The sequence below is a fragment of the Mesorhizobium sp. M0998 genome, from assembly GCF_040318885.1.
Taxonomy (GTDB): domain Bacteria; phylum Pseudomonadota; class Alphaproteobacteria; order Rhizobiales; family Rhizobiaceae; genus Mesorhizobium.
Genome location: NZ_JAMYND010000001.1, coordinates 228,411 through 248,974, shown reverse-complemented (window position 1 = coordinate 248,974; position 20,564 = coordinate 228,411). Strand labels below are relative to the sequence as shown.

The following is a 20,564-nucleotide window of genomic DNA, read 5'->3' as shown; positions in this document are numbered from 1 at the left end:
ATATTCTTTTTCAAGACTACTGCCATAGACTACTTGTCAGCCCAACCTTTCACAAGAGTTAAACCGGGAGAACGCGGCCTTGGTTGTTAATCATATATTAAGAATTGAGATCACGAAGGCGCTTTCCGGCGCTATTATGACTCTTGCGGGCAATAGTCGGCATGTCCCGAAGGCTGCAGGCGACCAGGATCAGCGATGAACGTCCTTTCACGTCCAAAACTGCCATCCAGGCAGAAACTGCTGATCGTGTTCGGCACTAGGCCGGAGGCACTCAAATGCTTTCCAGTGGCGCGTGCCGCCCTCGCTCATCCAGGCTTCATCACCGAAATATGCATAACCGCCCAGCATCGTGAAATGGTCGACCAGGTTGTCGAGCTGACCGGCTTGCCTGTGCACCACGATCTCAACATCATGCAACCCGGCCAGTCGCTGTTCGATGTGACCTCGCGCGTGCTCCTGGGCATGGCTGAGGTGTTGGACAAGGCGAAGCCCGATATCGTCATGGTACAGGGCGACACCACCACGGCAATGGCCGCGGCTCTTGCTGCCTTCTACAAGCGTATCCCCGTCGCTCATGTCGAAGCAGGATTGCGCAGCCACAACATCAATTCGCCGTTTCCTGAAGAACTGAACCGCAAGATTGCCGGCGACATCGCCACCTGGCATTTTGCGCCGACCGTTCAAGCGCGCGACAATCTCATCGCCGAAGGAAAGGCCGAAAGCACCATTTTCGTGACCGGCAACACGGTGATCGATACGCTGTTGCATTTTTCAAGCGCGATCGATGCCGACAGGCTGATGAACGCGAAGCTCGCTGCCAGCTTCCCCTTCCTCGACCCTTCCAAGAAGATGATCCTCGTCACCGGACATCGCCGCGAGAATTTTGACGGCGGCATCCAGCGCATCTGTACGGCGTTGAAGGGATTGGCGGCGCGGGGAGACGTGCAGATCGTCTACCCTGTCCATCCAAACCCCAATGTGCGCTCGGTGGTCAACGCAGAGCTGGAAGGCGTGCCGAACATCCATCTGGTCGAGCCGCAGGACTATCTGCCGTTCCTGTACCTGCAGAAGCAGAGCTATCTGGTGCTTACCGATAGCGGCGGCGTGCAGGAAGAAGCGCCTTCGCTCGGCAAGCCGGTGCTGGTGATGCGCGAAAATACCGAGCGACCCGAGGGGATCGTGGCCGGCACCGCCCGCCTTGTCGGCACCGATGTCGAAAAAATCCTGTTCAACGCCAATCGCCTGCTCGACGATCAGGCTGCCTATCGCGGCATGGCGGAACGACACAACCCATATGGCGATGGCCGGGCTAGTAACCGGATTGTTGAGGAACTGCTGCATCATGGCTGAAATCAAAACCGTTTCCGTAATCGGCATGGGATATATCGGCCTGCCGACCTGCGCCATTTTCGCCAGCCGCGGGCTCAACGTCATCGGCGTCGATGTCAACGGAGCGGTGGTCGAGAAGGTCAATCGCGGCGAAATCCACATCGTCGAGCCGGACCTTGACGGTCTGATCCAGAAGGTCGTGGCGAACGGCAAGCTCATGGCCTACAGCACGCCGCAGCCGGCGGACGCCTATATCATCGCCGTGCCGACCCCGATGACCCACGATCATAAGCCGGACGTGACCTACGTGCTCGCGGCGGCACGAAGCATCGCCCCCGTGCTGAAGCGCGGAGACCTTGTGGTATTGGAATCGACATCGCCGGTTGGAACCACGCGTATCATGACCGGGCTGCTTGCCGAGTTGCGGCCTGATCTCAAATTTCCTGTCCAGCATGGCGAAGACGCCGATGTGCTGGTCGCCTATTCGCCCGAGCGCGTGCTGCCGGGAAAGGTGCTGACCGAGCTGATCAACAACGATCGCTCGATCGGCGGGCTGTCCCGCAAATCGTCGGAACGGACGGCGGCACTTTATTCAACCTTCGTCACCGGCGACCTGTTCATGACAACGGCCGAAAGTGCTGAGCTGGTGAAACTGACGGAGAACGCGTTCCGCGACGTCAACATCGCCTTTGCCAACGAGCTTGCCGCCGTGTGTCAGGATCTGTCGCTCAATGTATGGGAAGTGATCGATCTCGCCAATCGGCACCCTCGCGTGAACATCCTCCAGCCGAGCCCGGGCGTCGGCGGTCACTGCATTGCGGTCGATCCATATTTTATCATCGACGCCGCACCCAACAGCACGCGGCTGATGGCTTCGGCACGCCGGATCAATTCCGAACGGCCCATGTCGGTGGTCAGGGATATCGAGGCCTTGCTCGACCCCTCACGCAAACAGACGATCGCCTGTCTTGGCCTCAGCTTCAAAGCCAACATCGACGATTTGCGCGAGAGCCCGGCCGTCGAGGTGGTGAAACTTCTGTCCGATATCCCCAATGTGAAGATCATTGCGGCTGAACCCAACACAATTGCGCTGCCGCATGAGCTCGAGGGCAGGGGCATCGTGTTCACCGACGCACTTTCGGCCATCGACAAGTCCGATATCGTCGTCCTCCTGGTCGACCATCGGCAGTTCAATCTGGTCGACCCCGAAGCGCTCAAGGACAAGAAGCTCGTCGATACGAGGGGTCTGTGGACGTGGCGCAAGGCACGCAAGCCCGACGCCCGCATCGAAGGCAAGAAACCAGAGGTCGCACAAGTGACGCTTGCAAGGGAGCAGGCCGCATGAACGCGCACGCCCCGGCATGGGCGCAGCATTCCCTGTTGGCATCACGGCGCCGGGAGTTCCTTGGCGCACCGATCCATGCGCTGACCATGGCCGAGACACTGGCCATCGCCGACGAGGCGATGACCCTTGGGCGGCCGCTGCATCATGTGGTCGTGAACGTCGCCAAACTGGTGACCATGCGCCAGAATGCCGAGCTGCGCGAGGACGTGGTCGGGGCGGATGTGGTCAATGTCGACGGCATCGGCGTGCTTTGGGGTGCACGTCTGTGCGGCGTCGCGCTGCCCGAGCGGGTGGCTGGCGTCGACATCATGATCAATCTGCTGAGCCTCTGCGCGAAGCGTGGATTCAGGCCGTATCTGCTGGGGGCCGAACAGCACGTTCTCGACGCGGTTGTAGTGAGACTTGCCAAGGACCATCCGAGCCTCGTCATAGCGGGAATGCGCAACGGCTATTTCAAGCCGGAGGACGAGGCCGGGATCGTCGCGGCGATCAACGCCTCGGGCGCCGACTGCCTGCTGGTGGCCATGCCGACACCGCGCAAGGAACGCTTTCTCAAACGCTACCGCGATGAACTCGCCTCAAGTTTCGTGATGGGCGTGGGCGGCAGTTTCGATGTCTATGGGGGCAAGGTTGCCCGCGCGCCGAAGCTGATACAGGCGGCCGGCCTGGAGTGGCTGTTCCGCGTCGTCCAGGAGCCGCGACGCTTGTGGCGCCGCTACTACGACACCAACACTGCCTATGCCGGGCTGCTCTGCCGGGAGTTCTGGGAGCGTCGCTGGCGCCGAAACGCCGGTTTATAGATTCGCCTACGGCGTTCCAAGGGGCGCGGCGCCTAATGTCCGGAACGCAGGCTTCGCCCCCTCTCGAACTTAGACCACAAGCTCAGGATCGCGAAGGCTGTTCCAGGCCGGAGCGCTTTCCAACGCCGTATATTTCCCGGTTGCGATCTCCTGACATATTTTCATTAGTTCTCCGCCAGCCGCGCGCGCAAGTGAGCCGCCCACGCTTATCCGCCGTACACCCGCCCCGGCAATCTGCTCGAATGTGAGGCCGGAAACACCTTGGCCAAGGACATGGTTCACTGGTGCACTGACAGAGCTGCAAATCTTCTCGAGAGACGCCAGATCCGGGACACCCGGCGCATACAGCACCTCAGCGCCAAGAGCTTCGAAGGCCTTCAGGCGGCGAATTGCCTCGTCGAGACCATATACGCCTTTACCCATCCCATCGGCGCGGGCGGTGAGTACGATGTCGTATTTTCGAGCAGCTTCAACCGCCGCCGCTACACGTGCCACCGCCGTATCAAAATCGCGTATTGGCTGGCCGGGATTTGGTTGTCGATCTTCGATCGAAAGTCCAGCCAATCCCGCTTCGGCGGCAAGCCGGACGGTTTCAGCCACGCCTTCTGGTGTGTCTTTGTAACAATCTTCCAGATCGGCAGTGACTGGTATGATCGTCGAGGCTGCGATCTCGGCAGCGTATGCCAAGCTTTCGTCGCAGCCGACTTCCTTTGCCCCGTCCTTCTTCCCCTTCGAAAAGGCGTAGCCCGAAGATGTGGTCGCTAGCGCCCTAAAACCCAGACTAGCCATCATCCGCGCGCCGGCTACGTCCCAAGGGTTTGGCATCAGGAAGCAGCCGGATTTATGAAGAGCGCGAAATTGTTCAACCTTCTTGGATCGGGAAACCACACTGCCCCCTCAGATTTGGACAAAAAGCCGGGTTTAAATAGATGCCGATGATTGCAGCTTTTCAATCGTCCGCTTCTCGCCTGACTGCGATCCTGCGGATTCGTCGGCATCTTTCCGCCGGGCGCTACAGGCAGACGACTATGGCGCCTTGCTCTCATGACCCGAACACCCGAAGACCGAATGTCCGACATGCAACGAACCCGTCTCCTCAAGGTGCAGCATGTGCTGCAAGCTTCGGAAATACCCGCTTACAGACCGCTTGCGAAATTATGCGATCCGTAGCCGCGCTCGCAGCTGGGCGACGAATTGCATCGCTGCCACGGGGTGGAACAACGAGGTCAGCCCGAAGAAAACCGCAGCGCCGGTGGTGCCGCCGGCGACAAGCGAGAAGATCGCCGGCACGTCGCCGGCCACCATGCTGGCAAGCTTGGCGGCCACCCCCGTGCTGAGCGAGATGATTACCGAAACACCGATGTCGCGCCACGGCACCGGGACCGGTGTGAGCCGCTCGCTGATGATAATGCAGGTTATGGAGCCCACCGCCGAGCCGCCCGCCAGCGCCAAAGCGGCGCCGATCTCCGCCATCGGGGGGATCAACAGCAGGGACAATGCGATTGTTGCCACCGAGCCGAAGAGATTGGCGATGATCAGCAGCCACGGCCGCTTGTGCGCGTGCACCACGACGCCATAGACGAAGCTGGTGAGGTTGGCGCACAGCACGCTGAAGGCAATGATCGGAAACAGCAGGCCGAAGCGGCCGTGATATTGCGAGGGCAGCATGAGCTCGGTGATATCGCTGCTGAGCGCGACCAGCATCGCTGCAATCGGCAGGCAAAGCCGCATCATCAAGGCCATTAACTGCGACAGCAACCGACCCGATGCCGCGGGCCCATCCTCGTCGAACCGGCTAACCACCTCGGGAAAGGCGCCCATGTTGATGGCGTTGGCGACCATATCGATCGGCTGGCGGGCCAGCGCATAGGCTGCCGCGAAGATCGCCACGGCGCTGGCATCGTAATAGAACTTGAGGAACAGACGCTCTGCGCTGTTGAGCCCGAAGCCAACCAGCGCCATGATGATCAGCGGCACACCGAGCGCAAAGAAGTCCCTGTGGGTGAAACGCGGCGGACCGGCAACGAGCCGTCGCGATGCCATGATGCCCGCCACGATGCCGGCAATCAAGGCGCCGAGGCTCGAGCCGAGCGACACCGTCAGAAAGCTATCCTGAAAGACAAGGATAGCGCCGATCGGTAACGCGAGTTGCAGCAGGGCACGCAGGGCTTCTAGCATCGAATAGACCGAATGGCGCTGCTGCATCTGCAGCACCGTCAACGCGAAGCGGCTGATGGACCCGGCGACCAGATAGCCGCAGACTGCGATCGCGAACTCGATCCAGCGTTCAGGCACGATCACCGCCGACGCGCCTACCGATATGACCAGCGCCAGTGCCGTGGTGGCAAGCAACACCTGCCCGGCCAGCATCAGGCTGCCGCGGCTGACTTCGCCCTTGCCGCCAAGCCTGAGCAAGGCGATGCGCAGCCAGTTGGTGACGGCAATGTCGGTCATTTCCCCGACGGTCACCACCAGGGTGAGCAGGCCATACTCGGTCTGGTCGATCAAACGCGTCACGACGACCAGTAGGAGCAGCGCCGAAATTCGCGTCAGCAGGATCGCCGGAGCATAAATGAGCGTGGAACGGAGCAGCAAGGGCGTGTCCCTGGAAAACTCACCTTCGACTAGCCGCCGACTGGCGGAAAATCCAGCCCGATGACGCCGAAGGGTGAACAGATTCAGTTTGAACTAAAAGATTTGCCGTAAAACTTATCGGGAACGTTTGCTTTGCAGTTACCCGGTCTGTGTTATTTAGAGTACCATCATGTTGCAGCGCCTCATATCCGATCGAAAAATACATGTCCTGGTCGCGACGCCCTCGGGCGTTTCGGGGCAGGGCGGCATCGACCGCATCATGGGCGCGCTGAAGCAGGAGTTCGAACGGCAAGAAATCGCCGACATCGATGTGTGCTTCCTTGCCAGTCGTGGCCCGGGGCATGTCGGACTTTCGATCTTCTATATGCTCGGTTTTTGCTTAAGGATGCTTAAAGCGCGTCTGGCTGGAGGCGCCGATGTCATTCATATCAACATCTCAGTTTCCGGCAGCACCTACCGCAAGATGGTGATCGCCGCCTGCGCACGGCTGCTGTCGATACCCTATGTCCTGCATTTGCACGGGGCGCAGTATCAGACATTCTGGAAAGCCGACCGCGGTTTCATAAGCCGCCGTATCAAAGCTCTGTTCGAGCATGCCGATCGGGTGATCGTTTTGGGCAGGCTTTGGCGCGATTTCGTCGCCAGCCGGGCGCCGGGCGCAGCCGGCAATATCGTGATCGTGCCCAATGCGACCGAAGTCCCGTCGCTGGCGCATGTCGGCGGCGGCGACCATGTGCATATCCTGTTCCTGGGCCGCATCGGCGACCGCAAGGGCGTACCGCAATTGCTCGAGGCACTGCACCGCATGAGCCCTGTCAAGAATTGGCGCGCCACGATTGCCGGCGATGGCGAAGTCGAGGCGGCACGGGCAAAATCGGCCGCGCTGGGGATTGCAGACCGGATCGCCTTTCCGGGTTGGGTGGGACCGGACGATGTCGCATCGCTGATTTCTTCGGCCGATATTCTGGTTCTTCCATCCTTCGCCGAAAATCTGCCGATGTCGGTGATCGAAGGCATGGCAGCCGGTTTGGCGGTGGTGGCGACCCCGGTTGGCGCCGTCGAAGACATAATCACCGACGGGCAATCCGGGCTGCTGGTGCCGCCAGGCGATGTTACAGCGTTGACCGAGGCGCTGAGCCGCCTCGCGGAGAACCCGGCACTGCGGGCAAAGCTTGGTGCCGGTGCCATGGCCGTGCATCGGGTACGGCTTGAGCTCGCCCCGTTTGTCGGCGCAATCTGCGATGTCTGGCGGTCGGCCGCGTCAAGCCGTCAACCGGTCAAGCGCTGAGGCCGACGATCGCGGCGGCGCGTCGAGCCTGAATTCGCGGTGGAATATCTCCAAATTCAACAGCGCCCATATCAGCTTTTCGTGGTCTGCAGCACGCGTGGTGTGTTCCGAGACGATTTGATCTAGCTGTTTCGGACTCAGATAGCTGCGAATGACGGAGTGAGGCGAGCAAAGATGGTCATGCACGTAGTTCCTCATCGATCCGCGAAACCATTCGGCGACCGGTACCTTGAACCCGACCTTGCGGCGGCTGAGAATTTCCTCCGGGAGGATATTGGCCATGCTGTCGCGCAGGATCTGCTTGCTGTGCAACCAACCCAGCCTGTAGCGATCGGGCAATTTGCTGACGAATGAAACCAGGTCTCGATCGAGGAACGGCATTCTTCCTTCGATTGAACCGGCCATCATCATGTGGTCGCCTCGTTCCAGGAGATTGTCAGGCAGCCACGATGTCTGATCGAAAAACAGCACGCGGCGAAGATGGGAAGCCGCAGCGCTTGACGAGAACGGAAAGTCGTTGCGCTCATAACGGCGATTTGCGGACGCGCCGATCAGGCAAGCGCTCTGCTGCGCCGAAACGGCTCCAAACCAGGAGACCATCCGGGCGGCAAAGTCCCTTTCGCCCGCGGTGCGGGCAAATGTATCGACCTTGGCCGACGCGCCCGGCATGGCGCGTGCCAAAGGGGAAAGGACGTTATCGTGCAGCGAGGCTGGAACAAGCGACCGGTAGATCCCGGCCAGTGATTCCGCGCGATGCTTGGGATAGCCGCCGAGAATCTCGTCGGCTCCTTCTCCGGTGAGCACCATCTTGACGTCTTGCGAGGCTCGCTCCGACATCAGGTAAATTGGAATATCGCTGCTTTGCGAAACAGGTGCCCCGCGTTGGCGAACCATCGTCGGCAGATGATCCATCAGATCGCCTGGCTGGATTACAAGTTCGCAATGATCGGTCTTGAAATGATCGGCAACGCGTCGGGCGAATGCAAATTCGCTATAGGCTGCGTTGTCGAACCCGACGGAAAACGTGCGAATGGGCGTGGCGCTGTGGCTGGCCATCAGCGCGACGATAGCCGAGGAGTCAAGCCCTCCGGAGAGAAAGGCCCCAAAAGGTGCATCGCTGCGCATCCTGATCTCGACGGAATGGTCGAGCAATTCCAGGAATCGCCGCTTGGCGGTTTTTCCGTCGATCCGCTCGGTAACGGCCGCCTGGTCCGGAGGCGTATAGTAGCGCGTTTCCTTGACTACCCCTTGCGACCAGACAGCATAGCTTCCGGGATTGAGTTTGCGGATCTGTTTGAATAGCGTGCGCGGTCCCGGCACATAACGCCAGTTCAGATACTCGTGCACGGCATCCAGATCGAGTTCCTGAGCATCTTGCTGCGATGACAACAATGCGTTGATCTCCGAGGCAAACAGCAGCAATTTTTCGTTTTGCATGAGGTAAAGCGGCTTTTCCCCGAAGGGATCCCGGGCGAGGATCAATTCCTGCCTCTGAGCATCCCAGAGTGCAAAGGCGAACATGCCGCTCAGCCGGTCGAACATTGACAAGCGCCACTGATCGTAGGCTCGGAGCAGCACCTCGGTATCGGAGCGCGTTCGAAAATGATGGCCAAGGCCGATCAGTTCCTGGCGCAGCTCGATGTAGTTATATATCTCGCCGTTGAAAATTATTTTGAGACGACCGTCCTCAATCTGCATCGGCTGATTCGACTCGGGCGCTAGGTCAATGATCGCCAGGCGGCGATGAACCAATGCCAATTGTTGCTCGCCGGTATTCAGGTCCAATATCTCGGTGCCTTCGGCATCGGGACCGCGATGCCGCAATGCGTTTGACATTTTGGCGGCCCGCTCTTGTGGATTTTTAGCCCTTCGCCCGATCCATCCGGCAATTCCACACATTGTTCCCCCCTAGGCGCGCGCATTCCCCACTCAGTACAACAAATGTGTTAAACACTTCGTGCCAATACAACCCAACCGGGAGAAAGCTGCCACGGGCCGTTCCTCGATCGAGCCTGGCCGTCAGGGGTTGCCACCGGTTGTTCGCTGGTGAGGGCGAGTGATGGCACCTATGGCAGGCCCAATGCCTGCAGCATCTCCGGGTCGGGAACTGGGGGACCATCGGGCGGGATGAGGCTCATCCCATAGGGATTGGAGAACTCCCAGGCAGACCATGGGATCGCGAAGCGTTCGGCCTCTTGGCGCACTGCCTTGAGATAGCGCGAACGGTCGGCCTCAAAGGCGCCCATGCGGCCGTCCGCGGACATGAGGATAGCGCCGAATTCGCCCATGAAGAGCCGCCGGCTGGGAATGCCATGGCCTTCAGCCCAGTCGACAGCCTGGCGAAAGCTCGCCTCCAGTTGGCTCTGGCCCCAGTTCTGCTCGAAATAGTTCGCGATTGCTTGGCGCGCGGTGGCCATGTTCATGACCTGCTCGACCCTGCTCAAGCCGGCAGCGTCCATCCGCGCTCTAAGGGTTTCGGTCACCACTTCGGGTGTACTGCTGTCGGCCGGCCAGGGAAGTCCCGAAGCAAAGCTGATCGTGTCATCGGGCCGCTGGTGGGTGAAGCTGTGCGGCTCATACATATGGAAGCTGTAATAGAGGTTTGGGTCATCAAAGCCGGGGCTGAGGTTGACCAATCCGGCAATGCTGCCGCCGCAGGCGCCGGTTGCAACGATGGTAAGTTCGCTGTTGACCGCTCGAATGTCGTGGACGGTCCCTGCCATGATCCGCTGCCAGTGATCGCTGCCGCTCGCATCGCAAGGGTAGTATGCGGGCTCGTTGTAAGGTTCGAGGGCGACTTTGTCGGTGCCTATCTTGACCAGCATGACGGCGACCGCCACAACCATGTGACGATAGCGGGCAACGCCCTCGCTGTCGGCGCCGCCATAGATCATCTCCATGCTGTAGTCGGGAACCTGAGTGACGCCATGCAGGTCGAAAACCACCTTGAGGCCGGTCGACGTGATCCGCTCGACGGCGGCGGCAAGTATGTCCAGCGCCTGCTGCCGCTTGGCGTCCCCGCTGGCAAGCAGCGGGCCGGGATCGACGCTCAGCCGGACGAAGTCGAAGCCCATCGATCGGATGTGGGCAAACACCTCCCCGGCCGGCCAGTCGGTGAGCGGTCTGCTTTCCGCAAGCCACTCCTTTTCGCTGCGATAGGGCGGCCAAACGTAGGTTCCGTCTTTCGCCACCGGCGACCAGTTGAGCCACTGATGCACGCCAACGCCGCGCTTGAGAGGGATGGGCTCTGCCTCGGCCGCCACAAGCAAGGCGAGCACCCAGGCAACAACATACACCGCTTTTCGCATCGCTCCCTCCGCATGCTCGCGGGAGATATTAACCGCAACGAGCGGGAAAGAAGATTGCCGGCCCGCAGCTTTTCGACGGCATGGTATACAAGGACCGAAACGTTGACGGGGCGTGCATGAGAATCGGCTGGTACATCAACCGATTGCGCAGCATGGGACCGGCCGAGGTGTTGCACCGGCTGGGCGAGCAACGTCGAAGGATCGCGTCGCGCCGCCGCGATGATGGGTGGGAGCGCTATCCATCGCCGCAGTTGCACCCAGTGCTGCCCGGATTTCGCCATGCTGCGCTGGCAGCGACCGACGCTCAACGGCAGGCCATAGCGGCGGCCGCGCAAGAGATGCTTCATGGCCGGTTTTCGGCACTCGGGCGGACATGGCCAAAGCGTGAGCCCGATCGTTTGTTTCCTGCTGAGCTTTGGCGTCTTGATCCGGTAACCGGCAGGCTTTGGCCTGGCGCCGAGGCTCATACTTTCGATATCGATTTTCGCGATGGCGGCGACCTTGGCGATATAAAATATGTCTGGGAGATCAACCGGCTGCAGCAATTGCCAGTACTGGCTGCACACCTGCTCCTCAGCGAGGACAATCGATCCCGGAGTGCCATTGAGGCGGCAATCGGCAGTTGGCATTCCGCCAATCCGCCGTACCGAGGCATTGGCTGGGCTTCCGGCATCGAAGTAGCGCTGCGAGCCATCAGCCTGATCGTCACCCTGGACCTTATCGGTGACCGGCTTGACCCGGCGACGCTGCGGAAAGCCGGTGAGATACTCGCGGCAAGCGCCTATTGGCTGCCGCGGTTTCCGTCGCGATATTCCTCCGCCAACAACCATCTCGTCGCAGAGTTGGCTGGCGAATATCTGGTTAGCCTGGCGCTCGGGGCCGAATCCGAAATTGCCCGCAGCGCCCTCTTAAATGAGACGCACAAGCAGATTCTTGCCGACGGCGCCGGTGCCGAGCAAACGCCGACCTATGCAGCCTTCAGCGCCGAACTCATCTTGCTGTGCGCCGCCGCGGCGCGCCAGGCGGGAACGCCGTTTCCCTCGGCCGCCGAAGCGCGTCTGGGCGCCTTCGCCAATTTCGTCGGCTGGCTGCCACAGAAAGCCGCCCGCTTCGGCGACGACGATGAGGGCCATGTGCTGAAGCTGGGCGACGAGCCGAACTATATCCGATCCGTCGCGGCCGCCATCCACGGCTTACTGGGGACGCCGGGCAACGCGCCGGAGCCTGACGATTTTCGTTCGCTTTTCTTTGGTGCGCCGTCAGGCCCGGCGCCCGCGGTGCATGGCTTGCAGACATTCACGCAAGGCGGGCTCTCCGTCTGGCGCGGAGCAATGAATGGCCGCAATGTCGAACTGACGTTCGACCATGGACCGCTCGGCTATCTCTCGATAGCGGCGCACGGCCATGCCGACGCGCTGTCGCTCACCCTGTGCATCGACGATGAGCCGGTGCTGGTCGATCCCGGCACCTGGCTCTACGGTTCGGGAGGCGCATGGCGCGACTGGTTCCGCTCCACACCGGCGCACAACACGCTGAACATCGAGGGCAAGAGCCAAAGCACCATCGCTGGAAATTTCAACTGGTCGCACAAGGCAGTCGCATCGCTGGTGGAGAGCGAACCGGGACCGCACTGGAGGCTGAGCGCCCGGCATGACGGCTATAGAAGCCGCTTCGGCGTCGTGCATCAGCGCACTTTGGCGCGCCAGGCCGATGGCATCCTCATCACCGACCAACTGCTCGGCGGCAGGCGCCAGTCCGAGATCGTCTTCCAACTGGCCCCCGGCCTCCATGCCGAGCGGCACGAAGATACGGTCACGGTATTGTGCGGCGACGAGGTACTGTTGGCCATCCGCTTTCCTGATGCTGTGCTCGATATCGGCGCCGGCGGTGACATGCCGGGCCAAGGCGGTTGGGTTTCACTGCGTTTTGGCACCAGGCAGCAAGCCGAACGCATCGCCTGGCACGGTGAAGTGGGCGAAGCCGGGATCGATATCCATCTTGCCCCAATTCACCCGCCGCGACAGCAAAAACCGGTGCCAACGTAGAGTTGCCGGGCGAGTTCCAGCCGTATTCGACATTAATTACGTTTGGACATTTAGCGGTTTCGTTACCGTTGATCTGCTAGTCTCGCACCATCCAGCCTGCTTTGCCCGCTGCGCCCCGCAACAGCCACTGGTTGCAGGCGGCGTAGCGAGTTTGGCGGGAATTTTGTGCTTTGCTATTCGCCAGATCGCCTTCTTACGACCCCCAGACTGCCTTCTTACGACCAGGAGCCGCTGCATCAATGTTTTCCGAATTTGCCAGAGCGATTGTGGAAAAGCTTTCGAACGTCAATCTGACCACGCTCGGCCTGCTTCTCCTCACCGCACTGGGCAGCGCGGTGATCGCCTACTGGCGAACTGCCGAACATAAGTCCCTCAGGGACTTTTTCGACTTCGCCTTCCCACAGGAAGTCATCCTGCACCCGTCGGCGCGAGCCGACGCCATGTTCTGGATCACGAAACGGGCGATGATGCCTTTCCTGCTTATTCCTGCCGGCGTCACCTTCGTCGTCGCGGTGGGCTATGGCACACGCGAGGCAATTGGCTGGCTCCTTAACATCCACGCGCCGCTTCTCGGCGGCCCGGCGGGACCGGTGACGATCGTCATCTTCACCGCAACCATGCTGGTCGCCTATGATATTTCATACTACCTCTACCACGTCGCCCAGCACCGTTTCCCGTTCCTGTGGGAATTGCACAAGGTACATCATTCGGCCGAGGTGATGGTGGGGATCACCAAGGACCGGGTTCATCCGCTGGACGATCTGATGAACCGTATGTGGGATGGCGTCATCCCGGGCATCTGCTTCGGGATCTGGAGCCTGATCGCACTCGATCCGGTAGAGGTCGCTATCTTCGGCATCAACGTCTACGTCATCCGTAACATCCTGATGATGGACTTTGTTCGTCACACGCATCTCAAGATATCGTTCGGCCCGTTGAACAACATCATCCTGTGTCCGCACTGGCACCAGGTGCATCACAGCATCGACCCTCGTCATTATGACAAGAATTTCGGCCTGCTTTTTTCGTTCTGGGATCGTCTGTTCGGAACGCAATTTGTCCCGGAGCCGGATGAAGACCTGAAATTTGGCCTGGTCGATCGCGATGTGCGCGATTACCAGTCGCTCTTTGGGCTCTACATCCTGCCGCTCAAGAAGATGGCAAGGCATGTCATGCGACTGTTTCACAGACGGCCCAATGTGGTCGCGCAGCCACAGGACAGTTCTCCTTCATGAACACCGCTGTTTCCATCGACGTCCTAAGCGCGGAGCGCCTGGAAATCGTCCGTTCGGCGGATCGCCTGGCTGCGATCGAAGCCGCTTGGATGGAGCTTTGGCATCGTACCGACGGGCTGATCTTTCAAAGCCATGCCTGGATTTCGGCATGGTGGAGTACCGTACAACGCCGTGACCAGCGCGCGTTGCGGATCGGCCTGGTCTGGAAGGGCGAGAGACTCGTTGCTGTCGTTCCGCTGGCGATCGGCAGGCGCAGGGGGCTGCGGTTTCTCGAATGGGCGGCCGGCAGCTATACCGACTATGGGGATATTCTCGTTGCTCCGGAATGCTCGTTATCGGCGCTGCAGGAGCTATGGACCCAGCTCTGCGATGCCGGCGGCTTCGACCTTGCCTTGATCAGTCGTCTCTCGCCGGATGCGGCGGCCCGCAAAATTTTCACGCCGGGAGCTTCCGGCGGCATCAGGCTTCGTCCGTTTCACCGAACGGAAGTCAGCTATCGCGTTGCCGGACAATGGGAAAGCGGAGCGGCATGGTTCGCGGGCCAGTCGAAAAAGACGCGCCAGAACTATCGGCGCGGCATCAAAGCGCTGGAAGAAACCGGAGAGGTGAGATTTCGCCTGCTTGCCCCCGACGAGCCGCTGCAACCGGTACTGGAGCGCGTCGCGGCCTTGAAGCGGAAATGGCTGACCGAGCGCATGCGTGAGTCAGACCTGTTCGAAGAGGGCGTCCCGGTACTCGCCGCGCTCGTCGGTGCGTTGGCGCGCGCCGGCGTGCTGCATATCTTCGTCCTCGAATGCAATGGCGTGATGGTCGCGGTGTCGATCAATTTCGTCCAGCACGACGTGATGATGGCCTTCGTGACGACGTTCGATCCGGATTTCGGCCGGGCGTCGCCGGGTGTGATCCTGTTGATGGATTACGTGCAGTGGTCGATAGATCACGGTTTGAGCATGGTCGATTTCCTCTGTGGCGCAGAGTCGTTCAAACACAAATTCTCAACGCAGGCGGTTACGCTGGAATCCGTCATCGGGACGCGCACGGCACAGGGCGCGCTGGCATTTCTTGCCGATCGTGTCCTCCAGACGGTCAGGCATATGCGCGAGCGGTCATCGGCACCACCAGAGGGACGCGATGCGCCCGCTCAAGCCGAAGCAGCCTTGGACTAAAGCGCGTCGCGTTCGATCGGCCTCATGCAACGCGCTTTAGATTCTTGTTTTATACATGTCGTTATCGCAAAACCGCTGCACACTTTTGCGCGACATGCTTTAGAACGGTTCATCGTTTCACGGAAACGGCCCGCTCGCAAAAAGCTCAAATGAAGCGCGGTATCGGACCGTTTTGCGGCGTGGTGCGGTCGCCGAGGTCGAGGAAGATTTCGTCGATGTAGCACCATCCCCAACCTTCCGGTGGATCGTAGCCTTCGATGACAGGATGGCCGGTTGCCCGAAAATGCTTGGTGGCATGACGGTTGGGCGAGTCGTCGCAGCAGCCGACATGGCCGCATGTGCGGCAGAGCCGCAGATGCACCCACTGCGAACCGCTCTTCAGGCATTCCTCGCAGCCGAGCGCGCTCGGTGTCACGTCGCGAATGTCCCCGGCGTGCCTGCATTCGTCTGCCATCATACGCTCCTGACCAGTTGTGGCGCCACGGCAAGACTGCCGTTTCGCGCGAGATATTGGCGGGTTGAGACATGGTTCGAACCTATCGCCGGTTTCCGACAGTTTGAAGCGGTTTTTGCGGCTTGCGGCCGGTAGGAACCTGGCCCGCCTGTCGGTAAACGCTATGTCCTTCGCTTCGCAGTTAACTGATCGCAGCCGTGCGACGGTGTCGTCGCGACGTGCCTCACGATCCGTTGCATCTCCTTGATTTGTTTGATTTGCGCATCCCGGCAAACCCGGCGCATGCTGCTTTAGCCGGCACCTGCCTAAGCCGGCCAGGCCCGGCGGGCCGTCCTGTGTCAAACTCTCGGCCGCCGGGCTTCTGGACAGCAGAAAACGGCCTGTGTCCGAGCACTCCGCAAACTGGCCCGCGGCCTGTTGTTCGGCGAGTGCTCAGGCAGCTACCTGAAGCACAATCTTGCCGCGCGTGTGCTGCTTCTCGAGCTGTTCCTCGGCCCTGGCGACTTCCTCAAGAGGATAGATTGCCTGCACGAATGGCCTGACCTTCCCGGCGTCGATGAGGCGGCTGATCTCGGCAAGCTGCGCCGCGTTCGGCTTGGTCAAATAGGAAACGCCGCGAGCCCGATGCAGGCGGGCCTTCTCCGCCGACGGTTCGGAAAGCGTTGAGACGAGCGTCCCGCCGGGCTTGAGCACGTCCCACGAGCGGTCCTGTGTTTCACCCGCTACCAGGTCGAAGACGAGGTCGACGTCCTCGACAAGCTCCTCGAAGCGCTGGTTCTTGTAATCGACCGCCTGGTCGGCGCCAAGCGCGCGGACGAAATCGAAATCCTGCGCGGACACAGTCGTCGCGACAAACGCGCCCGCGGCCTTTGCGAACTGCACCGCCAGATGACCGACGCCGCCGGCGCCGCCATGGATAAGGACCCGCTGCCCGGATTTGAGGCCGCCGTGATCGAAAAGGCCTTGCCACGCGGTAAGGCCCGCAAGTGGCACGGCGGCGGCTTCGGCGTGGCTTAAGCGTTGCGGCTTCGCCGCCGCCTCCGTTGCCTTCACGACGACATATTCGGCGTTGCCGCCGCGGTCGTTGCCGAGCATGGCATATAGCGGATCGCCCTTCTTCAGCGTATGGGCCCGCGTGCCGCACAGTTCCACCACGCCGGATACGTCGCGGCCGAGCGTGACGGGCAGATCCGCGCCCGAAGAGCCCTCGCGAACCTTGTAGTCGACGGGATTGACGCTTGCCGCGTAGACCTTGAGCGTGACCTCGTCGTCATGCGGCTGAGGCAACGGAACCGCGTCCAGCGAAAGAACCTCCGGTCCACCAAAATCGTGGATACGGACGGCCTTCATCGTAATCATGGCTTGCTCCTCGTCGGGTTGCAGTCCAGTTCGCTCTGAACAGTTTCGCCGGCAGGCCGGCGTCTATCCAGCCGGCGGTTCGGTCGTAGCAAAGGCCGGCCGGTGGTGCGCCGTCAGTGTATCGTTTGCGAATGCTCGCCGCCGGGTTGCGAGATGCCGCTCAGCGCTTCACCTGCTGTCGCCGTCTCGCTGTTGGTGGCGAGGTCGCCCAGCGAAACGATGCCGACCAGGCGCTTGTCGCGGTTCAGCACCGGCAAGCGGCGCACTTTCAGGTCAGCCATGTTACGCAGAACATCCTCTGCGTCTTCGTCTTCGAAGCAATACCTGACCTCGGTGCTCATCACTTCCCGTACCTTGGCGTCAGGTGTCTTGCCTTGGGCGACGCCGCGGATTGCGATGTCGCGATCGGTTACCATGCCGACAAGCCGATCGTTCTCGCCCACCGGCATTGCGCCGGCGTCGAGGCGACCCATCATTTCAGCCGCATCGCGCAGGGTTTGCTGCGGACTGGCGATCTCGACGTCCTTTGTCATGCAGTTGCCAACTTTCATTTTAACCTCCCTTGGTTGCAGGGCCCGCCGCCGGTTTCCAGGATGAAAGGGTGAATGAGCGCCAGCGCAAAACGTTCCATGGCAAGACCCGTTTCGAGCGCTTCGCCGAAATCACCCTTGCCATCCTCCACCCGACTGCCCTTCAGGCGGTCGGCCCGGGAAAGGTCGGTTCCGAAGGAATTTCGGAAGGCGTGCCGGGAGGAACTCCGATCGGCTCCTGGTCCGGCGTCGGAATTGGATCCGGCGAGGGCGGGGGTACGCCTGGAGGTTCTCCCGGCGGAGTCTCCGGCGGGGCAGGCGGCCGGGCCGGCTCCGGATTGGGATTGTCCGGCAGTGGATTCGGGTTGTTCGGATCGGGGTTGTTCATCGATCACTCCCTGACATCTGTGGCCTGATCTCCGCCAGAGCGGGGGTGCCGCAGCGGCGAGCAGGCTCTCTTGTCCTAAACCGAGGGGAAGCAAAAGCGTTCCCGCATCCGATGCCAAGCGCGGTGCCAATCTATCGGGCTATCGGGCGGTTCCCAGGCTGGCATACATCCCGTTGGTGCGGAACTGCGTCGGGTTGATGCCGTAGAGGCGGCGGAAGACCTTCGAAAAATAATTGGCATCCTCGAAGCCGCACATGATGGCGACTTCCTTGACCGGCAGGAAATCGGCCTTCGTCAGCAACTTCGCCGCGAGCTGCAGTCGCTGCTGCAGCACGAATTCGGCGGGCGGAAGTCCCTCGCTCTCGGCGAAGCAGCGCGAGAAATGCGCGCGGCTCAGGCCGCTGATCTCAGCGAGATCGGCAACGCGGAGCGGCCTGTCGAGATTGGCCCTGATGTGATCGATGACCGGCTGCATGGCGCTCTTGTCGTCGGTGACGGCATGCGAGCCGAAGACATCGTCGTAGAGCGCCATGGCTGCTTCATAGGCGACGGCCGAGGCGGCTCCCGGCGAGACCGCGCCCGTGATCAGGCGCACACTGCAATCAGCCAGATGATCGATCGTCGAGGGCTGCAGCCGCAGCACCGGACCGACGGCGGCAAGGATCGACCTGTGGATGCGCAGTGCCTCCTCGCCGTTCATGGATATCCAGAAGAACTCCCAGCGTTCGCCCTTGGCCAGCCAGTAACGGTGGTTGTGCGGCACGAGAACCAGCAAAGTGTCGCCCTTTTGCAGGCGGTAGTTCCGGTTCTCGTAGCGCAATCGGCCGGTGCCGCTGATCGTATGCTGGAGCACGGTAAACGGCGTCAGGCCGCGCTTGCGCCCATCCCAGTCGTAGACCTCGTTCTCGCGCACTTCATAGCCGGTGCTTGTCGGCATGGTGTGTAGGCGCTGGCGCCCGCGCGGCAGCGATACCGTCCTGCCCGCCGGCCCGATGTCGATCAAGTTCCGCAGCACAAAATTACCCCTAAAAGCATAATCCTTCTCTGGTCGCGTGCCGAATAAGGCGCATAATCCCTCGAGAAAAGCAAAAGAAACCGCGGTCAAAGAGCGGATGGGAGGAAGTGCTGGATTCCAGCCTGCATAGCGTCGCAGGCGGGCCAGCCTCTTTTCGCCGCCTTTGCCCTAGCGTTCGATCAGGTCGAGGTGAGGCTGATGAGTTTCAAGATCGCTATCATCGGTGCGGGAAGCGTCGGGTTCACCAAGAAGCTCTTCACCGACATTTTGTGCGTTCCTGAATTCAGGGATGTCGAATTCGCATTGACCGATCTCAGCGAGCGCAACCTCCAGATGATCAAGTCGATCCTCGACAGGGTCGTCGAATTCAACAGGCTGCCGACCAAGGTTACGGCAACGACAGACCGCCGTGCTGCCCTCGAGGGCGCACGCTACATCATCAGCTGCGTTCGCGTCGGCGGTCTCGAAGCCTATGCGGACGACATCCGCATTCCCTTGAAGTATGGCATCGACCAGTGCGTCGGCGACACGATCTGCGCCGGCGGCATCCTCTATGGCCAGCGCAACATTCCGGTGATCCTCGATTTCTGCAAGGATATCCTCGAAGTCGCCGAGCCTGGGGCGAAATTCCTGAACTACGCCAATCCGATGGCCATGAACACCTGGGCGGCGATCGAATATGGCAGGGTCGATACCGTCGGCCTCTGCCACGGCGTCCAGCATGGCGCCGACCAGATCGCCGAAGTGCTCGGCGCCAAGTCGCGCACCGATCTCGACTACGTCTGCTCCGGCATCAATCACCAGACCTGGTTCATCGACCTGCGTCTCAACGGCCGCAAGATCGGTAAGGACGAGCTGGTTGCCGCCTTCGAGGCGCATCCGGTCTATTCGCAGCAGGAAAAGCTGCGCATCGATGTCCTGAAGCGCTTCGGCGTCTATTCGACCGAAAGCAACGGCCATCTTTCCGAATACCTGCCCTGGTATCGCAAGCGGCCGGACGAAATCACCCGCTGGATCGACATGTCCGACTGGATTCACGGCGAGACCGGCGGCTACCTTCGTTATTCGACCGAAACACGCAACTGGTTCGAAACGGAGTTCCCGCAATTTCTGGAATCCGCCGCCAGGCCGATAGACCCCGCCAAACGCTCCAACGAGCATGCCAGCCACATTCTCGAGGCGCTGGAGACGAACCGCGTTTACCGCGGCCATTTCAACGTCAAGAACAACGGCATCATCACCAACCTGCCGCAGGACGCGATCGTCGAGTCGCCCGGCTTCGTCGACCGCTTCGGTATCAACATGGCCTCCGGCATCACGCTGCCGGAGGCCTGCGCCGCCACTTGCATTTCCTCGATCAACGTCCAGCGCATGTCGGTTCATGCGGCGATCTCCGGCGATATCGACCTGCTGAAGCTCGCGGTCCTGCACGACCCGCTGGTCGGCGCGGTTTCGACGCCGGAAGAGGTTTGGCAAATGGTGGACGAAATGGTCGTCGCCCAGGCTCGCTGGCTGCCGCAATATGCCGATGCGGTGCCGGCCGCGAAGGAACGGCTTTCGAAATCCAGGATCAAGACCCGCGAATGGGCCGGTGCGGCAAGGCGCGACGTCCGTTCGATCGAGGAATTGCGTGCGGAAAAAACGGCTCTCAAGCAGGCCGTCTGAATTTCGCCAGAACGGATCGCGGCAAGCTTTCGGGAGGATTTT

Annotated in this window: 17 protein-coding genes; 8 read left to right on the top strand and 9 right to left on the bottom strand. The window is 60.8% G+C overall.

Annotated elements, in window-relative coordinates; translation table 11 throughout:
* The first annotated feature begins 195 nt into the window (after positions 1-195).
* The 3 genes from wecB to NKH59_RS01285 are packed head-to-tail and all read left to right on the top strand — an operon-like array spanning position 196 to position 3,474.
* A complete protein-coding gene (gene wecB, locus NKH59_RS01295) occupies positions 196-1,350 on the top strand; it encodes a non-hydrolyzing UDP-N-acetylglucosamine 2-epimerase (protein ID WP_352541699.1) in 1,155 nt (384 codons plus the stop codon).
* Positions 1,343-2,674 (top strand): UDP-N-acetyl-D-mannosamine dehydrogenase, encoded by a 1,332-nt coding sequence (gene wecC, locus NKH59_RS01290; protein ID WP_353020650.1) that lies wholly within the window; start codon positions 1,343-1,345, stop codon positions 2,672-2,674. Before wecB ends, wecC begins: the two co-directional genes overlap by 8 nt.
* Positions 2,671-3,474: a WecB/TagA/CpsF family glycosyltransferase gene (locus NKH59_RS01285; protein ID WP_352472508.1), complete on the top strand. Its 804-nt coding sequence runs from the start codon at positions 2,671-2,673 to the stop codon at positions 3,472-3,474. Before wecC ends, NKH59_RS01285 begins: the two co-directional genes overlap by 4 nt.
* A 69-nt stretch (positions 3,475-3,543) precedes the next feature.
* Here NKH59_RS01285 and NKH59_RS01280 read toward each other — a convergent pair whose 3' ends face one another.
* Together NKH59_RS01280 and NKH59_RS01275 are read right to left on the bottom strand one after the other, a co-directional pair.
* The gene (locus NKH59_RS01280; RefSeq protein ID WP_353020648.1) at positions 3,544-4,362 is read right to left on the bottom strand and encodes an isocitrate lyase/PEP mutase family protein; all 819 of its coding nucleotides are present in this window, start codon (positions 4,360-4,362) and stop codon (positions 3,544-3,546) included.
* A 267-nt stretch (positions 4,363-4,629) separates the two neighbouring features.
* On the bottom strand, positions 4,630-6,069 hold the full coding sequence (locus NKH59_RS01275; RefSeq protein ID WP_352472510.1) for a lipopolysaccharide biosynthesis protein: 1,440 nt from the start codon (positions 6,067-6,069) through the stop codon (positions 4,630-4,632).
* 169 nt (positions 6,070-6,238) lie between these two features.
* Here NKH59_RS01275 and NKH59_RS01270 point away from each other — a divergent pair, with 169 nt between their 5' ends.
* On the top strand, positions 6,239-7,357 hold the full coding sequence (locus NKH59_RS01270; protein WP_353020646.1) for a glycosyltransferase family 4 protein: 1,119 nt from the start codon (positions 6,239-6,241) through the stop codon (positions 7,355-7,357).
* Here the strand turns inward: NKH59_RS01270 and asnB are convergent.
* Entirely contained in the window at positions 7,331-9,256 is a 1,926-nt protein-coding gene (gene asnB / locus NKH59_RS01265) for an asparagine synthase (glutamine-hydrolyzing) (RefSeq protein WP_353020645.1), read from the bottom strand. The two genes, NKH59_RS01270 and asnB, sit on opposite strands and share 27 nt — an antisense overlap.
* A gap of 167 nt (positions 9,257-9,423) precedes the next feature.
* Positions 9,424-10,665 (bottom strand): glycoside hydrolase family 5 protein, encoded by a 1,242-nt coding sequence (locus tag NKH59_RS01260; protein ID WP_353020642.1) that lies wholly within the window; start codon positions 10,663-10,665, stop codon positions 9,424-9,426.
* A 116-nt stretch (positions 10,666-10,781) separates the two neighbouring features.
* Between NKH59_RS01260 and NKH59_RS01255 the strand changes: the two genes are divergently transcribed.
* The 3 genes from NKH59_RS01255 to NKH59_RS01245 all read left to right on the top strand — a co-directional run bounded on the left by NKH59_RS01255 (position 10,782) and on the right by NKH59_RS01245 (position 15,111).
* Positions 10,782-12,710, top strand: a complete 1,929-nt coding sequence (locus NKH59_RS01255; protein WP_353020640.1) for a heparinase II/III family protein — start codon at positions 10,782-10,784, stop codon at positions 12,708-12,710.
* A 239-nt stretch (positions 12,711-12,949) separates the two neighbouring features.
* Complete coding sequence (locus NKH59_RS01250; RefSeq protein ID WP_352683204.1) at positions 12,950-13,945, top strand: sterol desaturase family protein; 996 nt, start codon at positions 12,950-12,952, stop codon at positions 13,943-13,945.
* Positions 13,942-15,111 carry a GNAT family N-acetyltransferase gene (locus tag NKH59_RS01245; RefSeq protein WP_353020637.1) on the top strand — a complete coding sequence of 390 codons (1,170 nt, stop codon included), beginning with the start codon at positions 13,942-13,944 and terminating at the stop codon, positions 15,109-15,111. Before NKH59_RS01250 ends, NKH59_RS01245 begins: the two co-directional genes overlap by 4 nt.
* Before the next feature lie 145 nt (positions 15,112-15,256).
* Here the strand turns inward: NKH59_RS01245 and NKH59_RS01240 are convergent, their stop codons facing one another.
* The 5 genes from NKH59_RS01240 to NKH59_RS01220 all read right to left on the bottom strand — a co-directional run bounded on the left by NKH59_RS01240 (position 15,257) and on the right by NKH59_RS01220 (position 18,857).
* Positions 15,257-15,568 carry a UBP-type zinc finger domain-containing protein gene (locus NKH59_RS01240; protein ID WP_036238601.1) on the bottom strand — a complete coding sequence of 104 codons (312 nt, stop codon included), beginning with the start codon at positions 15,566-15,568 and terminating at the stop codon, positions 15,257-15,259.
* Between the two features lie 429 nt (positions 15,569-15,997).
* Positions 15,998-16,924 carry an NADP-dependent oxidoreductase gene (locus tag NKH59_RS01235; RefSeq protein WP_352449638.1) on the bottom strand — a complete coding sequence of 309 codons (927 nt, stop codon included), beginning with the start codon at positions 16,922-16,924 and terminating at the stop codon, positions 15,998-16,000.
* A gap of 113 nt (positions 16,925-17,037) precedes the next feature.
* A complete protein-coding gene (locus NKH59_RS01230; RefSeq protein WP_352472517.1) occupies positions 17,038-17,475 on the bottom strand; it encodes a CBS domain-containing protein in 438 nt (145 codons plus the stop codon).
* Entirely contained in the window at positions 17,472-17,606 is a 135-nt protein-coding gene (locus tag NKH59_RS01225) for a hypothetical protein (RefSeq protein ID WP_352501351.1), read from the bottom strand. Before NKH59_RS01225 ends, NKH59_RS01230 begins: the two co-directional genes overlap by 4 nt.
* 375 nt (positions 17,607-17,981) lie before the next feature.
* Positions 17,982-18,857, bottom strand: coding sequence for an AraC family ligand binding domain-containing protein (locus tag NKH59_RS01220; protein ID WP_502896436.1), 876 nt, complete (start codon positions 18,855-18,857; stop codon positions 17,982-17,984).
* 198 nt (positions 18,858-19,055) lie between these two features.
* Here NKH59_RS01220 and NKH59_RS01215 point away from each other — a divergent pair, with 198 nt between their 5' ends.
* Complete coding sequence (locus NKH59_RS01215; protein WP_353020634.1) at positions 19,056-20,522, top strand: alpha-glucosidase/alpha-galactosidase; 1,467 nt, start codon at positions 19,056-19,058, stop codon at positions 20,520-20,522.
* Positions 20,523-20,564 lie beyond the last annotated feature (42 nt).

Bases quoted from the DNA above. Each gene is read 5' to 3' on its own strand.
- NKH59_RS01245 (WP_353020637.1), top strand. From the start codon at position 13,942: ATGAACACCGCTGTTTCCATCGACGTCCTAAGCGCGGAGCGCCTGGAA.
- NKH59_RS01260 (WP_353020642.1), bottom strand. From the start codon at position 10,665: ATGCGAAAAGCGGTGTATGTTGTTGCCTGGGTGCTCGCCTTGCTTGTG.
- NKH59_RS01255 (WP_353020640.1), top strand. From the start codon at position 10,782: ATGAGAATCGGCTGGTACATCAACCGATTGCGCAGCATGGGACCGGCC.
- NKH59_RS01270 (WP_353020646.1), top strand. From the start codon at position 6,239: ATGTTGCAGCGCCTCATATCCGATCGAAAAATACATGTCCTGGTCGCG.
- NKH59_RS01240 (WP_036238601.1), bottom strand. From the start codon at position 15,568: ATGATGGCAGACGAATGCAGGCACGCCGGGGACATTCGCGACGTGACA.
- NKH59_RS01230 (WP_352472517.1), bottom strand. From the start codon at position 17,475: ATGAAAGTTGGCAACTGCATGACAAAGGACGTCGAGATCGCCAGTCCG.
- NKH59_RS01285 (WP_352472508.1), top strand. From the start codon at position 2,671: ATGAACGCGCACGCCCCGGCATGGGCGCAGCATTCCCTGTTGGCATCA.
- NKH59_RS01235 (WP_352449638.1), bottom strand. From the start codon at position 16,924: ATGATTACGATGAAGGCCGTCCGTATCCACGATTTTGGTGGACCGGAG.
- NKH59_RS01250 (WP_352683204.1), top strand. From the start codon at position 12,950: ATGTTTTCCGAATTTGCCAGAGCGATTGTGGAAAAGCTTTCGAACGTC.
- wecB (WP_352541699.1), top strand. From the start codon at position 196: ATGAACGTCCTTTCACGTCCAAAACTGCCATCCAGGCAGAAACTGCTG.
- wecC (WP_353020650.1), top strand. From the start codon at position 1,343: ATGGCTGAAATCAAAACCGTTTCCGTAATCGGCATGGGATATATCGGC.
- asnB (WP_353020645.1), bottom strand. From the start codon at position 9,256: ATGTGTGGAATTGCCGGATGGATCGGGCGAAGGGCTAAAAATCCACAA.
- NKH59_RS01215 (WP_353020634.1), top strand. From the start codon at position 19,056: ATGAGTTTCAAGATCGCTATCATCGGTGCGGGAAGCGTCGGGTTCACC.